Below are 16,153 nucleotides of genomic sequence, written 5' to 3'. Positions count from 1 at the left end.
TGGAAATGAAATTTTCTCCACAGTCAAGAGTTTGGATCTATCAGTCGGACAGGAAATTAACCGATCTAGAAGTGCAGCAGATACAGCCCGAGCTGAACAAGTTTACCACCAACTGGACAGCCCACAACAACCAGCTGAAAGCCAAAGGTGAGGTTAGGTACAACCGTTTTTTTATTTTGATAGTTGATGAAAGCCAGGCAGGCGCCAGCGGCTGTTCTATTGATAAATCGGTTCATTTTATGCAGCAGGCGCAGCAACATTTAGGCATCAATCTTTTCGACAGGTTCAATTTGGCTTATCGCGAAGGAGAGGAAGTGCTCTCACTGCCACGCCATGATTTTGAGGCTAAGCTGAAAGATGGTAGCATCAATAAGGAAACGGTTGTTTACAACAACCTGGTGCAAAATTTAACCGAGCTTGAAACTAAATGGGAGGTGCCGTTTAAAGATAGCTGGCATATTCAGCTGTTTCGTGACCTCGTAGCTAATTGATTGCCACGCAATTCAATTTTTTTAAATTTACTGTGCTTAAGCCGTGCAAATGTTTACCTTTGGCACAAAATTTAGATATAAATCATTTTACTGATACTTTATAAATAAGCTAAAAATGAAAGGCTTCATCTCAACAAAAACTTACGGATTTTTAAACTACGTTGTAGCCCTGTTAATGATTTCATCATTATGGACTTTTGATACACTTCATGTTGGCGGCGCTGCTTTGTTCCTGCCTTTGATCATTGGTTGGTTACAGTTGATCATGGCTATCTTTGCTAAAAACGAAATGGGCTTTATCAAGCAATTCCCGATGGTTATGCATAATGTTGGTGATGTAATTATGGGATCATTTTTATTTTGCTCACCATGGGTTTATGCTTTTTCTGATAAATTGGTAGCTCCGCAATTGATTTTTGGTGCTTACCTTTTAATTGTAGGTTGCTTTACCAAAGGTTCACCATTCATTAACCCACAGGTAGAAGAAGATCACGGTGTAAGCTATAATGCTTAATCCTTTTTCCTGAAAAGATATAATACAAAAGAGGTGCTCATTTGAGCACCTCTTTTGTATTATATGCCAAGCTCTTTTGATCGCTGTTCTTCCCGTTGATTACGCATGATTTTAGTGAAACCACGATGATTGTGCTGTTCATCAAACAGCGGGAAAACCAGCCCGCTGCCCCAAAAGCGTGTGCCGTCCTTGCGTACATGATAACGCTCATCGATAGCTCTGCCCCGGCTCAGCGCTTTTTTTAATTCGGCTTCGGGTTTACCTTCGGCAATATCTTCGGGAGTAAAAAAAATCCGGGCGCTTAGGCCTAATACTTCCTGTTCGGTGTAGCCAAGCACTTTTTGGGCACCGGTATTCCAGCTGTTAACGTCACCATTTTTATCTGTAGTGATCACCGCGTAATCTTCCAGGCTGTCCAACACCTGCCTGAAAAATTCCTCGCTCATCCTAAAATAAGTGTCGTCGAAAAGGTCCTGGCTGGTTATAGTGTCACCAAAGGTTTGATATTCGATGAAAATACTGGTATTGTCGACACCACAAACCAGTTGCATGGGCTCGCGGGTGATGCGGTAAAAAGTTTCAAAGCCTGTTGGTAATTTATTTAATTCCGGTTTTTCTTTTATTGGTACAAGTGTTATGTCGACAGCCTCATCTTGCTGTTGGTTCAGGTTGATCTTTACCAATACATATTCGTAGCCTTTTTCAATCAGGTCGCCGAGTAGTTGTGAGGTTAACGGAGTGCGCATTTATGGTAGATTGCTTGTTCAGGCAATTTCAGCACAAAAATGACACCAATTATAACGGTATAACCATCATCGTAGCCTGCTTATAGTTAAAATACCTCGTTAAGTCCCAAAAAGAACCCACTTGAACCATAAGTTCCCCTGGCATAATCAATACATAGATTAGAGCGCGTGTATTTATTAAACAACAGTCGCAAGCCCACTCCGCCACCGGGCTCCCAATACCTGAATAGTTTTATGCGTTGCTGGTTGTTAGCCGTTTCGGCATTGACAAAGGCAACACCGCTGAGCAACTTATTGCTTGTTAGCGGAAAGCGGTATTCGGCCTCATTGTATACAAACGACATGCCTTTAAACCTACCTATAATAAATGCTCTGCCAATGCGGCCATAAGCATCGCTGCCGGTGCCGGGCAGTTCAAGGTAGGGCAGTGCCCCGCTTAATAAATAGTTTGACCAGTGCCACAACGCAAAAACATGTTCGGGGTGAGTTGATGACAGGCTCCAGTACTTCCTGAACTCAAACTTTACCTGCATGGCATTGCGGTTGCTTCCCAGCCAGGTTTGGTTGCTCCGAAAAACTATATCGGCATAAATACCCCTGAACGGGCGGTTAGGCTGGTCGCGGTTATTGAACTGGAAATTGAACAACAAGCCATTAGCCTGGTACGAGTTAACAGGAAAGCCGTTACGGATACTATAGCGGTAGTTATGAGTTTTTGATATGGGGATATCCTTGCGGTCATCATCTATATGGCTGTAATAATTAAAGCTTAGCCCGGCACCTACATATATATGATGTGCCAGTTTACGGTAGATGCGCTCATTGGCTTTGATGTATACATAACGGATAGGGAAGGCATCCGGATTGTTTTCAAAGTGGGTATTGTTCATGAAAAAGCTGCCTTCACCAAAACTGCGCCTGCCGGTGCCGAGGCCGTTGTCCATGGCAACGGTTTTCCCTATTTGTACAGTGCCCTGCAGGTTCCACTTGTTTTGAGCCGAAAAAGCGTTTTGTTTAAACTCAAAAGTAGAGAGCCCGCTTGTTGACAGGTAAAAGCCGGCATTAATTACCGAAAGTGTTGTAGTTGAAGGATCACCAAAGTATTTTCCTCCTGATGAGATAACCCCAACGGCAAAACCCACGCTTGGGTTGTAAGCTGCCGATGGTAATACCGACCAATAGGTACGATTTCGTAGCTGTTCGGTAGCTGCGGCAGGTTTGCTGCTTTTGCCGCTGAATATGGAAGCTAAGATTCCATTGGCGTCTACCTGTGTTTGTAACGAATCAACCGGATCGGCCAGGGTTTGGGCAAACAACTTGCAGGTACTTAAAAGTACAATCAAGGTTAAGGTGAGCCGGTAAGCAGCGGGAGCCAATTATTCAGGAATTAATTAGTGTTCCTGCTAATATATTTATATCATCTGAATGTAAAAAACTTATTACAAAATAAAAATTCCATAAGTGCCGGCCGTCTGACCAATAACTAATTACAAGCAATTAAGAAGCTGCTTGCAACCAATTTGCTATTTTGTGCATCATGTTTGATATGAAGCTGCCTTTACTCTTATTACTAATAATGGTGTTGCCTGTTGTTGGCTTATCTGCAAAAAAACAGGATACTCTTGCTACAGAAAAACACTACTCAAAACATCAGTTAGCCGAAGATGTAAAATACCTGGTTGCCACGGTTGCCGACGTGCATCCTGATATGTATCACAGCATAAGTAAGGCTTCCTATTCGCGGCTCACTGATAGGGTGCTTGCCAGCCTGCACGATGGTATGACAGCGAAAGAGGCGTGGCCAATTATGGCAGGGCTGATAGGCGCATTGAATGAAGGGCATAGTGTGTTTAACTATCCCGAATCGTTAGTTGACGAATTGAAGGCTGGGGGAAATCTTTTATTTCCGGTACTGATAAGAGAGTTTAACGGTACAGGGTTTATTGTGAGACTTGATGCTTCCTTGGAAGATAAACTAAAGCCGGGCGATGCCATCATCAGCATCAATGGAATTACTATAGAGAAATTGATGGGTAAGCTGGGTGGTTATGCGGGCGGTCTGCCGCAATATAAAGCTCTTGATATCTGTCGTAACCTCATCGTGTATTTGCATCTGTATGGAGTAAACGGGCCATGGCATATCCGTTACCTGCGCAACAACCATGTAGATAGTGCAGTAGTAAACCCGGTTTCATGGGCAGATTTCAGAAGTAATATTGCTGCAAGAGCGAAAGACCTGCCTAAGATTAAACCAATTGCAGATCATCAATTTGATTTTTTGAATACGGATAAAGCTTATTTAGCATTGAATACACTTACAGCTGAACCGGCTGTATTTAAACGGTTTTTAGATTCGTGCTTTACTTCCATTAAAAACAAACAAGCCAAGGTGCTGATCATCGATTTGCGAAAAAATGGGGGAGGTAATTCGGCATTAGCCGAAATGTTATTAGGCTATATTACCGATAAGCCTTTCCGGATGGCAGGAGGTGTAAAGTGGAAAGTAAGCCAGGAGTACAAAGATCAGCTTAATGAAAAGTTAAAAGGAGAAGGGCCACAAAAGATGGCTTATTATTTTAATGCCATTAATGGTACTACTATATCAAATAGCGGTGATAGGCCTGACCGGCCAACATTTAATGATTTGTTATTCAAAGGGAACGTTTTGGTGCTGATTGGCCCGCATACTTTTTCAAGTGCCAACATGCTGGCCAATACCATTCAGGATTATAAGCTGGCTACATTGATCGGTGAACCATCAGGCGAGCCGGCCAATGATTATGGTGAGCTGATTTTTTTAAAACTGCCCAATACCGGATTTACGTTTACTACTTCAACCAAGCAATTTATCAGGGCCAGCGGCAATACTAATGATCAACACCCGGTAATGCCAGACTTTATGGTAAAGGATAACCCGCTAACACCTGCTGATGAGGTATTGGACTTTGCTTTAGCTAAATAATTGGAGAACTGATTTAGTAGATTTAAGAAGGTAAAGCATCATACTCATATAGCATTCCGGATGTGTTTTCTGTGTTAGGGATAGAAGTGGATACCGGCCATGCGCGTAATGCCTGCAGGCGTATGAACGTATAGCCCGGGCCGCAGGCAACACCATTATTTTGATTTGAGATTTCGGATGTTGGATGTCGGATTTTTTTATTGGGATTACACCGATTGATTTTTGATTACACAGATTTTTTCTGAACCGGGTTTATCGGATTCTGGTAGTTGTCTGAACTCGAATTAAACGAATTATTGAATTTTTTCGAATTCCTAAAATTTTGACTATTCCGAAAATTCAACAAGTTCGGGTTCAGACAAAATAAAATCCTGACAATCTTCGCCCCCCCCTTAAATTCCGGTTCAGACACTCCATCAGTCCAGTCGCAATCTTTTCCTTAAAATCTATTTGCTAATAAGATAATTAACCCTATCTTTGCAGTCCCGAAAATACGGGGTATAATAAACGTTTAAACAATTTAATTTAAAGCAAGTGAATACGTTAAGTTACAAAACTGTCTCAGCCAACAAAAAAACCGTTAACAAACAATGGGTTGTTGTTGACGCCGAAGGCGAGATTTTGGGGCGCTTGTCTACGAAGATCGCAATGATCATCCGTGGTAAAACCAAGCCTGATTTCACCCCAAACGTAGACTGTGGTGATAATGTGATCGTTATCAACGCAGACAAGGTAAAACTGACCGGCAACAAACTAAGCGACAAAGTTTATGTTCGTTACACTGGATATCCAGGTGGTCAGCGTTTTATTTCTCCTAAGGAGTTATTGGCGAAACATCCAACCCGCATCATCGAGAAAGCGGTACGTGGTATGTTACCTAAAAATCGTTTGGGTAAAGCATTATTCGGCAATTTGCATGTATATGCAGGTGCTGAGCATCCTCATGCAGCGCAAAACCCAACAGCCATTTAATTTTTAATTTTTAAGGAGAAAAAAAATGCCAACAACTAACACTTCAGGCAGAAGAAAAACAGCCGTTGCCCGCATCTACCTTACAGAAGGAAATGGTGCGATCATCGTTAACGGTAAAGATTACAAAGAGTATTTCCCTACTTTGCCATTGCAATATATCGTAACTCAGAGCACTGAGGTTTCTGGTAGCACCGGAAAATACGATGTTAAAGCAAACGTTGCAGGTGGTGGTGTAAAAGGACAGGCAGAAGCCGTTCGTTTAGCTATCGCTAAAGCTATTGTTGAACTTGATGCTGAAAAGAAACCGGCATTACGTGCTAAAGGCTTAATGACCCGCGATGACCGTATGGTTGAGCGTAAAAAACCAGGTCGCAGGAAAGCACGTAAGAGATTCCAATTCAGTAAACGTTAATCAAAGGAGGACAACAAAATGGCAAGAACAACTTATCAGGATTTACTGGACGCTGGTGTACACTTTGGTCACCTTACCCGCAAATGGGATCCGAAAATGTCACAGTACATTTTCATGGAGCGTAACGGTATCCACATTATCGATTTAAATAAAACCTTAACTAAGGTTGAAGAAGCTGCTGCAGCTATAAAACAAATTGTAAAATCAGGCCGTAAGGTATTATTCGTAGCTACAAAGAAACAAGCGAAAGATATCGTTGCTGATTATGCAAAAAGCGTAAACATGCCATACATCACCGAGCGTTGGTTAGGTGGTATGTTAACTAACTTTGCTACTGTACGTAAGTCAATCAAAAAGATGTCAAACATCGATAAATTGACTAAAGACGGTACTTACAGCAACCTTTCTAAAAAAGAGCGTCTGATGATTCAGCGTGAGCGTATCAAATTAGAAACCCTTTTAGGTGGTATCTCTGATCTGAACCGTTTACCGGCTGCTTTATTCCTGATCGACGTTAAGAAAGAGCATATCGCGGTTTCAGAAGCATTAAAGTTGAACATCCCTACATTTGCTATGGTTGATACCAACTCTGACCCTTCAAACATCGACTTCCCGATCCCTGCGAATGACGACGCTACAAAATCAATCTCTTTGATCACCAGCATCATCATCAAAGCTATCGAAGAAGGTTTAGATGAGCGCAAACGCGAGAAAGAAGACGAAGCTGAAAAAGAAGCAGTAGCTGCAAAAGCTAAAGCTGATGCTCCTGAAGTTAACGAAGGCGGTAAAAGAACCCGTAAAGTTGCTGAAGTAGCTGCTGAAGGCGAAGCTGAAGCTCCGGCTGCTGAAACAGAAGAATAAGCCCCCTAACCCCCTGAAGGGGGAACAAGGAACAAATATTTAAAGCCTCCCTGATTCCGTTAAAAGCATCAGGGAGGATTTTTAATATTAAAAATAGTTGCAGGTTACAGTAGCATAATACCATAGCGGTAACTTGTAACCCGATATAAAAAATCTTAAAACTCAAAAAAACATGTCTACAGTACAAATTTCTGCAGCCGACGTAAACAAACTGCGCCAGCAAACCGGTGCCGGTATGATGGATTGCAAAAAAGCATTAACCGAAACTAACGGTGATTTTGAAGCAGCTATCGATTTTTTAAGGAAAAAAGGTGCTAAAGTTGCAGCAAGCCGTCAGGACAGGGAATCAAACGAAGGTGTTGTTATTGCACGTACTTCTGAAGATTTTAAAACCGGTGTTATCATCGAGCTTAACTGCGAAACTGACTTCGTAGCTAAAAACGCTGAGTTCATCGCTTTTGCAAATGAAATTGCTAACAAAGCTGTTGAAGCAAAACCAGCTTCAATCGAAGAGCTTTACGCACTTGAAATTGACGTTGAAACTGCCCGCGTTAAAATCGGTGATGCGATCATCGAAAAAACAGGTAAAATCGGCGAGAAAATCGGCGTATCTAAATATGAAGTTGTTAACGGCGAAAAAGTTGTTGCTTACATCCACGGTAACTTCCGTTTAGGTGTATTGGTAGCTTTAAGCGCTGATGGTGCAGGTGCAGAAGATGCAGGTAAAGACGTAGCTATGCAAATTGCTGCTATGAACCCTATCGCTTTGGATAAAGATGGCGTTGACGCTTCAGTAATTGAGCGTGAGCTTGAAATTGCTAAAGAGCAGATCCGTGCAGAAGGTAAACCAGAAGCAATGGTTGAAAAAATTGCTGCAGGTAAGTTGAATAAATTCTACAAAGACTCAACCCTGTTAAACCAGGAGTTTGTGAAAGATTCGTCTAAGAGCATTTCACAATTCCTTGACTCGGTTGAAAAAGGCCTTACAGTAACCGCCTTCAAGCGGGTAGCTTTAGGAGCTTAATCATATTATCCCCCGATGAAAATCGGGGGATTTTTTTTGCCCTGTTGGGTCGTTATCCCTCCTATACTATGTCATTGCGAGGAGGGACGACGAAGCAATCGCAAGCTATGCAGGGCGACTATGCAAATTCGCGATTGCCACGCTACGCTCGCAATGACATAATGGTTGAATACGTAATTATTAAATCATGCCTGTTCTCGCCCTTTACAACCTCAAACTCATTTCAGCCGGCACCATCACCGAAGGTAAAGCCGTTTTAATTGAAAACGGTACTGTCATTGATGTTATAGACGAAAGCGCTATTCCGGCGGATGCTGAAAAGAAAAGCCTCAACGGTGCCTTCCTTGCTCCGGGATTTATCGATCTGCAAATCTACGGCAGCGGCGGTAAGCTTTTTGCCGGTACACCTACCGTTGAGGCGCTTGAACAATTGGAGAATGACCTGCTGAACCAGGGCACCATTGGCGTGTTTGCTACTATCGGCACCAATACCAATGAAATTGTGGAAACTGGTATTGAAGCGGCTAAGATCTATAGCCAAAAAAGCAGGGGGGCTTTCTGGGGATTGCACTTGGAAGGGCCTTATTTAAACCCTGCAAAAAAGGGCGCTCACCCCGAAAAGTTTATCAAAAAGGCTACTTTGACTGAGGTTAAAGGCTGGCTTGAAAAAGCTGATGGTGTTATCAAGATGATCACCATTGCGCCCGAACTGCAGGATCAGGAGGTGATAGATTATTTATATGAGCAGGGTGTTATCATATCATCCGGCCATAGTAATGCTACTTATGCCGAAGGCAAATCATTTTTAAAGAAACCGGTGCAGGCAGTAACGCATTTGTTTAACGCCATGCCATCTATGCACCATCGCGAACCTGGCTATATCCCTGCAATTTTTGAGGAAAAGCCATATACCAGTATTGTAGTCGATGGTATCCATGTTGATTTTGCAATGGTACGTTTAGCTAAACGCGAACTTGGTGACAAACTTTTCCTGATCACTGATGCCGTTACTTCAACCAAAGAAGGAGCTTATCAACATGAACTAAGGGGCGACAGGTATACCATGCCCGACGGTACTTTATCAGGTTCAAACCTTACCATGCTTAAAGCAGTTGAAAATTGCGTTAAATTGGCCGGTATTGACCTGGCTGAGGCCGTAAATATGGCTTCATTATATCCCGCCGAGTTAGCATCGCAAACAAAAAAGGGTAAAATAGAGAAAGGCTTTGATGCCGACCTTGTTATTTTTAACGCTGATTTTGAAGTGCTTGGGACTATACTAAAAGGTGATTTTTTAACAAAGACAACATAAAATTTTAACACTGAAATTTATTCGCTATTTTTGGCGAACTACTCCCGTATGAACAGAGCTTTATCAATTCTTGATATAAACAAAAGCAGGTTTCATCTTTTTCTATTATTAGCAAATCACACCAAATGAAATACAAAAGAATATTACTGAAACTTTCGGGCGAATCGCTGATGGGCGCAAGGCAATATGGTATTGATAACAACCAGGTTTTGCAGTATGCTCATGACATTAAAAACGTTTATGATGCCGGTATCGAGATTGCGGTAGTTGTTGGAGGCGGTAATATTTTCAGGGGATTAAGTGCTGAAAAATCGGGTATGGAACGTGCGCAGGCCGATTATATGGGTATGCTTGCAACAGTGATTAACTGTATGGCGCTGCAAAATGCTTTAGAAAGCATTGGTGTGGAAACCCGTCTGCAATCGGCCATTAAAATGGAACAGATCTGTGAGCCTTATATCCGTCGCCGCGCTATGCACCACCTGGAAATGGGCAAGATCGTGATCTTTGGTGCCGGTACTGGTAACCCTTACTTTACTACTGATACTGCCGCTTCATTACGCGCCATTGAAATTAAAGCTGATGTGGTATTAAAAGGTACCCGTGTTGACGGCATCTACACTGCCGACCCGGAGAAAGACCCAAGTGCAACCCGTTACGACGAGATTACCTTCCAGGAAGTATATGATAAAGGCCTGAATGTAATGGATATGACCGCCATAACCCTTTGCCAGGAAAACAAGCTACCTATCATTGTATTTGATATGAACAAGGAAGGTAACTTTATGAAAATTGCCAAAGGCGAAGATATTGGTACGCTGGTAAAGTAATTTAAGCTAAAAGCAGAAGGCTTAAAGCCGAACGCAAAAAGCTCAAAGCTAATAACGCTAACACTCAAAACGCTTTTGGCTTTATGCCTTAAGCTCAACCACATCGCTTTACGCTAAATACAAAAGGCCGCCTTTGATAAGAGCGGCCTTTTGTATTTAGGTGAATGAACAAAGCTATAAAGCTTTTAGCTTTAAGCCTTTGATTTTCTGCTTATTTGGCATCATTCACAGCCTTGATAGCATCGTCAGCAGCTTTTGCCGATGCATCGTCTTTCATAGTAGTACGTGAGGTTTTGATACCTTCCAGTTGGGTTACTATAAATGGTGCTGCTCCGTAAACCTTAAATTTAATGCCGGCATTTTTAAGCTCTTCAATACCTTGCTGAGCGTACTCTGGCTTATTTACTTTGGCAGTCATGTCAGCAAAGTTTTTAAGGGAATTGAATTTTTCCTGAATCCCTGCCTCGGTAAACGCATGGTAAACAAACGGCCATTCGGCATCATTACCATTAGTAGTATATAAAGTCATGATAGCGGTAGTTAATGCGCCTTTGTTGTCTTTTTCAAGGCCTTTGGCTAAGCTTAATGCTTTGGCCGGGTCAAGTTGTGCAATGGCGTTTAAGGCCGCGCCCTGTACAGCGTATGATTCGCTCGATATGGATTGGGTAAACAAAGTCATATTACCGCTTGCTTTCAATTTGCCTAATGCAGTAATAGCAGCTGCTTTTACAAGCGTGTTATTATCGGCTTGAGCTAATGCGATCAATATTGGCTGGGCTGCATTACGCACATCATCTTTAGTGAGGTTTAATGCCCTGATGGTTTTAATGCGGAGGCCATAATACTTATCCTTTAAAGCCGCGATCAGGATTTTTTGTGCTTGCGGACGGGTTTGATCTGATGCAGCAGCTTCTATAGCCTCGTAACGGTCGAGGTAATTAGGAGCGTTAAAATACTGGAATGAAAACTCTTCAATAGTTTTGTTATCAGTTTTTTTGGTAAGCAGGATCTTATCAGCATCAACATTCACCAGATCCGGTTTGCCGGCCAGTTGGTAACTAATAGAATCTACCTTGTCATTCATCCACTCTTTATGGCGCACTTTTTTACCGCCCTGGTAAATATCAATAGCCATTGGCAGTTTAAAGGTTTGGCCATCCTGTGTTTGTTTCAGGTAAACGGTTTCGGTTTTAGTTGCCTCGTCCCATTTGTAGCTGATGTTCAGTATCGGGTGACCGGCTCCATAATACCATTGGTTAAAATACCAGTTAAGGTCCTGGCCGCTGGCCTCCTCAAATGCTAAACGTAATTGCTGGGCTTCACCGTTTTTGAAGGCGTTAGTTTTCAGATAGATGTTAAGTCCTTTATAAAATGCAGCATCGCCTAAATAATTGCGGAGCATGTTCAGGATGCGGCCACCTTTTTGGTAGGTTACAGCGTCAAAAACGTCCTCTTTATCGGCATAATAAAAACGCACCAGGTTTTTAGTACTGGCTCCCTGCGAACGGAGATAGCTTTGCATATCTGCATAGTTATGCGCATCAGCTTCGTCCTTGCCATATTTATGTTCGGCCCAGATGGTTTCGCTGAAGTTGGCAAACGATTCGTTTACGGTAAGGTTGCTCCAACTTTCGGCAGTAACATAATCGCCAAACCATTGATGAAACAGCTCGTGCACAATAGTGCTGCGGCCATTGCTAAAGTTGGCGTCTATCAGTTCGCGGTGGGTAGCCTGTACGTAATCGCCGTGTAAGGTAGCCGAGGTATTTTCCATAGCGCCGCTTACGTAGTCGCGTACTACAATTTGTGAGTATTTAACCCATGGAAAATCAACACCTAAAGTTTTTGAATAAAAGTCGATAGCTTCGGGCGTGAAACCAAAGATCTCTTTGGCGTAAGGCGCATATTTAGGCTCCAGGTAGTAGCTTACCTCTTTATCTTTCCACTTATCTTTATAGATCTTGAAATCGCCTACAGCCATCATAAACAAATACGGCGAATGCGGTAATTCCTGCTTCCATGTATCGGTACGGGTGCCATCGGCATTTGTTTTTTGGGCGGTTAGTTTACCGTTTGATAAGGTTACGTACTTTGCCGGCACGGTCATCGTGATCTCTTCAGTAGTTTTCTGGCTTGGCTTATCAATGGTAGGGAACCAGGCCGATGAGCTCTCGGTTTCGCCTTGTGTCCAGATCTGGGTTGGTTTATCTTTTTCGGTACCGTCGGGGTTGATGAAGTATAAACCTTTTGCGTCATTGATAGCTGCACTGCCTTTAGCTTTCAGCTCATTGGGCTTGGCAGTATAATCAATGTAAATGGTATAACTTTCGTTATTGCGGTAAACCTTGTCCAGTTTAATGGCTACCGAAAGGCTGTCCTGGTACGTAAACTTAAGCGGCACATTTTTACCATTTTTTACTACCGAGATATTTTTAAGGTCCATGCCTTTAGCGTCGAGCCTTAAGCTATCAGTTGGATAAAAGTGAGGTTTCAAAGTAACCCATTCCTTACCGTACAGGTAGCGTTTTTTGTAATCGAAGCGCACATCAAGCTTGGTGTGGATAAGATCGTTGATTTTAGTTGGTGCAGCCCGGTAGATTTTTAATGCCGGGTTTTCTGGTGGAGGGGTTTGCTGCCCGTAAGCGGTTGCCATAGCTGTGGTAAGCACACACGACAGCATGAGTTTTGTAATTAGTTTGCGATCAGTCATATGTAGTACAAAAAGTTTGCTTTTTACAAGCTGTTAAGGATAGTTAATTTTCAAATATACACCCTGCCAGCCAAAATGTTTTGTGCGTAAATCACCTATGACGCACGGGATAGGATTATGTTACGGGAGAGTAGAGAAATTGTGAGTTTAAACCGGATGGCTTGGGAGTTGGTTAACAGGGTTAACACAATTCGTATTTTTATTGAATAAATAATTGAAAATAAGCTTTTTAATTAAAGAGGGGGGTAACACCAATGATTGGTTAAAGCTGTTCAGTTGTGGCTGGTGTTATCATGCCTGCTCAGGCTAAGGAATGACCTTGCTTAAAACCGGACACCAGATGTACGCTTTCGTACAGTAATAACGGGTGTTTTTGTGTAAGTATTTGATATGTAGATTTTTGTATAAATGGCACATGTTTTATTCGAAAATAACAGTTGTGCACTGCCTTTGATAAACTAACGCCCGTTTGAGAGATGAACTTGGATGACCACATTTGGAGCCTTGCTTCAAAGAAATTGGCTAATGAAGCTTCGGAAAAGGAGTTGCAGGAGCTAAACGCTTTGCTGGCCGAAAACCCGGAGCTGCATAGCCAGCTAAGGTTAATGTCGAAATGGTGGGATGATGGAGAGGAAAAGCCAAAGAGTGACGGTTCGGTTTTGTTTGGTAAGATCCAGGCAAAGATCAAAGATATGGAGGGTACAGGACAACCAGCGGTTGCAGTTGAAACGCCCTCTCCGGTTAAACCGGAGAAAACCATGCAGGCTAATTATAACAGTACGGAAAAATTAAAACAACATAGCCCCTTTTTAAATAGCACTGCCATGATCAAAAATTATTTAAAAGTCGCTTTAAGGCAATTACGCAAGCAAAAAATGTATGCCGCTATTAAAATTGGCGGCTTTGCGTTTAGTATTGCGGCCTGCCTGCTAATTGCTCTGTACATTCGCGATGAGTTGAGTTTTGATAGAAGCTACCCTAATGCAGCTAATGTTTACCGTTTGCTTGGGCATTACCACGATGGCTCGGTAGATGAAAAAGGTGTTGATTGGCCTTCGGTGATGGCCAAAGTGATTAAACAGGACTATCCGGAAGTAGAGAAATCAGGTCGTTTAATGCCAAATTCACTTTTTTGGGGTGCCGGCGCCAATGAGTTAAAGCGTGCAGACCAGGCTGATAATACCCACGAAGAAGGTTTTGCCTATGCAGATCAGGGCCTGATAGATATTTTGAACCTGCCCATGGTTTACGGCGATTCAAAACATGCCTTGAGCGAGCCATTGAGTATGGTGATTTCAAAAAGCAAGGCAGATAAATACTTCCCCGGTCAAAACCCGGTAGGTAAGGTAATGTACCTAAACAATAACAAAACTAAACCTTTTAAAATAGCCGCGGTAATGCAGGATATCCCCGGTAATTCGCATCTGCACGATTTTAAGTTCTTTATCACCCTTGCCGGTGTTGAGTTCTGGAATGGCGAACAGGCAACCTGGGATGCCAATAATTATCATATATACATGGCGCTGAAACCCGGCACCAACATAGCACAGTTTAATAAAAAGGTAAATGATGGCATCCTGAAAAATTATTACATCCCCAGCATGACACATAATGGCGATAAACGCGCCAGCAGGGTAATGAGCATTTTTAATTTAGTGGTTCAAAATGTACAGGATATCAATTTACGCTCGTACGATATTCATGATGGCATGTCGCACGGGGATATCCGTTTCGTGTGGTTGTTTGGCGCGGTGGCCGGTTTTATTTTGGTGATTGCCTGTATCAATTTTATTAACCTTTCTACAGCCAAATCGGCTAACAGGGCCAAAGAGGTTGGGTTACGTAAAGTAGTTGGCTCGCAGCGAAGTGGTTTGATAAGGCAGTTTTTGGCCGAATCATTATTGTATAGCTTTTTCTCGTTTGTATTAGGCCTGATCCTGGCCTGGGTACTACTGCCATATTTTAATACGCTGGCGTCCAAATCGCTTACTATGCCGTGGGCGGTTTGGTGGTTAGTACCGGTAGTGCTGGCGGCGGCATTCTTAATTGGCATTGTGGCGGGCATTTATCCTGCGTTTTACCTCTCGGGCTTTAAACCAGCCGAAGTGCTTAAAGGCAATTTAAGTACCGGAAGTAAAAGTTCGGTATTGCGTAATGTGCTGGTGGTTTTCCAGTTTGCTACATCTATTATCCTCATCATCAGCACGGTAGTTATTTATAACCAGATGCAATACCTGCTTAACAAAAAAGTAGGTTTTGAGAAAGATCAGGTGGTGATGATACAAGGTACCAATACGCTTGATAACCAGGTGAAACCATTTAAAAGCGAATTGCTGAAACTATCCACAGTTAAAAGTGCATCAATCAGCGATTTTTTACCGGTTTCGGGCACTAAGCGTAATGGCAACCAATTTTTTATTGAGGGAAGAGAAAAAATAGATCCTACTGTAGGTGGTCAGTTTTGGGATGTGGATCATGATTATCTCAAAACACTGGGCATTAAACTGGTGGCTGGCCACGACTTTATTCCCGATATGAAAGCCGACTCGCAGGCGGTGATCATTAACCAAATGATGGCCAACAAACTCGGACTTAAAAATCCGATAGGGAAAAAGATAGTTAACTATGGCCCGGGTAAAACAATTATCGGCGTGGTGCAGGATTTTAATTTTAACTCGATGCGCGACGGTATCGAGCCATTGGTGATGCATTTAAGCTCAAGCGAATCGATAGTATCGGTAAAAATAAAAGCCGGTGATGTAAAAAAAGCGCTCGACCAAATCACTGCAACCTGGAAACAGTTTGCACCAAACCAGCCCATTAGATACACTTTTATGGACGAGCGTTTTGCCAGCATGTATGCCGATGTACAGCGTATGGGGCGTATTTTCACAAGTTTTGCGGTACTGGCTATCATGATTGCTTGTCTCGGTCTGTTTGCCCTGGCTGCTTTCATGGCCGAGCAGCGCAGCAAGGAAATAGGGATCCGCAAGGTATTAGGCGCTACTATTGGCAATATCACTGCAATGTTATCCATGAATTTTGTAAAACTGGTATTTATTGCCATTGTGATAGCAACGCCTATAGCCTATTATGCAATGACCCAATGGCTGCAGGATTTTACCTATCGCGTACAGCTTAGCTGGTGGATGTTTGCGCTGGCGGGGGTGGCCGCAATTATGATAGCCCTTGCTACGGTAAGCTATCAAAGCATTAAAGCCGCGTTAATGAACCCGGTAAAGAGCTTGAAAGCGGAGTAGAGCGGTTAGAGGTTGGAGATTAGAGGTTAGGTTGATTTTGGAATATAAAATATGTCATT

General features: G+C 42.6%; 13 protein-coding genes. 10 read left to right on the top strand and 3 right to left on the bottom strand.

Translation table 11 applies throughout. The annotated features are described in order from the left end of the window. Positions 1 to 5: 5 nt before the first annotated feature. Positions 6 to 491 carry an ABC transporter ATPase gene (locus IEX80_RS16185; RefSeq protein WP_188833452.1) on the top strand — a complete coding sequence of 162 codons (486 nt, stop codon included), beginning with the start codon at positions 6 to 8 and terminating at the stop codon, positions 489 to 491. A gap of 115 nt (positions 492 to 606) precedes the next feature. Beyond that, on the top strand, positions 607 to 1,005 hold the full coding sequence (locus IEX80_RS16180; RefSeq protein WP_090529500.1) for an SPW repeat domain-containing protein: 399 nt from the start codon (positions 607 to 609) through the stop codon (positions 1,003 to 1,005). A 59-nt stretch (positions 1,006 to 1,064) separates the two neighbouring features. Here IEX80_RS16180 and IEX80_RS16175 read toward each other — a convergent pair whose 3' ends face one another. Both IEX80_RS16175 and IEX80_RS16170 read right to left on the bottom strand, forming a co-directional pair. Continuing rightward, on the bottom strand, positions 1,065 to 1,751 hold the full coding sequence (locus IEX80_RS16175) for a PAS domain-containing protein (RefSeq protein WP_090529497.1): 687 nt from the start codon (positions 1,749 to 1,751) through the stop codon (positions 1,065 to 1,067). Between the two features lie 86 nt (positions 1,752 to 1,837). Beyond that, a complete protein-coding gene (locus IEX80_RS16170) occupies positions 1,838 to 3,094 on the bottom strand; it encodes a BamA/TamA family outer membrane protein (protein ID WP_139159990.1) in 1,257 nt (418 codons plus the stop codon). A gap of 194 nt (positions 3,095 to 3,288) precedes the next feature. Between IEX80_RS16170 and IEX80_RS16165 the strand changes: the two genes are divergently transcribed. The 7 genes from IEX80_RS16165 to pyrH all read left to right on the top strand — a co-directional run bounded on the left by IEX80_RS16165 (position 3,289) and on the right by pyrH (position 10,124). Further along, positions 3,289 to 4,713: a S41 family peptidase gene (locus IEX80_RS16165; protein WP_188833451.1), complete on the top strand. Its 1,425-nt coding sequence runs from the start codon at positions 3,289 to 3,291 to the stop codon at positions 4,711 to 4,713. Between the two features lie 534 nt (positions 4,714 to 5,247). Next, entirely contained in the window at positions 5,248 to 5,685 is a 438-nt protein-coding gene (rplM, locus tag IEX80_RS16160) for a 50S ribosomal protein L13 (protein ID WP_090529488.1), read from the top strand. A gap of 25 nt (positions 5,686 to 5,710) precedes the next feature. Beyond that, entirely contained in the window at positions 5,711 to 6,097 is a 387-nt protein-coding gene (gene rpsI, locus IEX80_RS16155; RefSeq protein WP_090529485.1) for a 30S ribosomal protein S9, read from the top strand. An 18-nt stretch (positions 6,098 to 6,115) separates the two neighbouring features. Continuing rightward, a complete protein-coding gene (rpsB, locus tag IEX80_RS16150; protein WP_090529482.1) occupies positions 6,116 to 6,958 on the top strand; it encodes a 30S ribosomal protein S2 in 843 nt (280 codons plus the stop codon). Between the two features lie 172 nt (positions 6,959 to 7,130). Further along, positions 7,131 to 7,982, top strand: a complete 852-nt coding sequence (tsf, locus tag IEX80_RS16145; protein WP_090529479.1) for a translation elongation factor Ts — start codon at positions 7,131 to 7,133, stop codon at positions 7,980 to 7,982. A 187-nt stretch (positions 7,983 to 8,169) separates the two neighbouring features. Beyond that, the gene (nagA, locus tag IEX80_RS16140) at positions 8,170 to 9,294 is read left to right on the top strand and encodes an N-acetylglucosamine-6-phosphate deacetylase (RefSeq protein WP_188833450.1); all 1,125 of its coding nucleotides are present in this window, start codon (positions 8,170 to 8,172) and stop codon (positions 9,292 to 9,294) included. 125 nt (positions 9,295 to 9,419) lie between these two features. Further along, the gene (gene pyrH, locus IEX80_RS16135; RefSeq protein ID WP_090529473.1) at positions 9,420 to 10,124 is read left to right on the top strand and encodes a UMP kinase; all 705 of its coding nucleotides are present in this window, start codon (positions 9,420 to 9,422) and stop codon (positions 10,122 to 10,124) included. A 211-nt stretch (positions 10,125 to 10,335) separates the two neighbouring features. On the opposite strand, the gene IEX80_RS16130 is transcribed toward pyrH, so the two are convergent. Next, positions 10,336 to 12,834, bottom strand: coding sequence for a M1 family metallopeptidase (locus tag IEX80_RS16130; RefSeq protein WP_229701653.1), 2,499 nt, complete (start codon positions 12,832 to 12,834; stop codon positions 10,336 to 10,338). A 476-nt stretch (positions 12,835 to 13,310) separates the two neighbouring features. Here IEX80_RS16130 and IEX80_RS16125 point away from each other — a divergent pair, with 476 nt between their 5' ends. Continuing rightward, complete coding sequence (locus IEX80_RS16125; RefSeq protein ID WP_229701652.1) at positions 13,311 to 16,094, top strand: ABC transporter permease; 2,784 nt, start codon at positions 13,311 to 13,313, stop codon at positions 16,092 to 16,094. Positions 16,095 to 16,153: the final 59 nt, after the last annotated feature.

Source organism: Mucilaginibacter rubeus (assembly GCF_014643835.1).
In the GTDB taxonomy this organism is placed as follows: Bacteria; Bacteroidota; Bacteroidia; order Sphingobacteriales; family Sphingobacteriaceae; genus Mucilaginibacter; species Mucilaginibacter rubeus.
The sequence above is the reverse complement of the archived record's forward strand: the minus strand, read 5'-3'. Positions and strand labels throughout refer to the sequence as shown.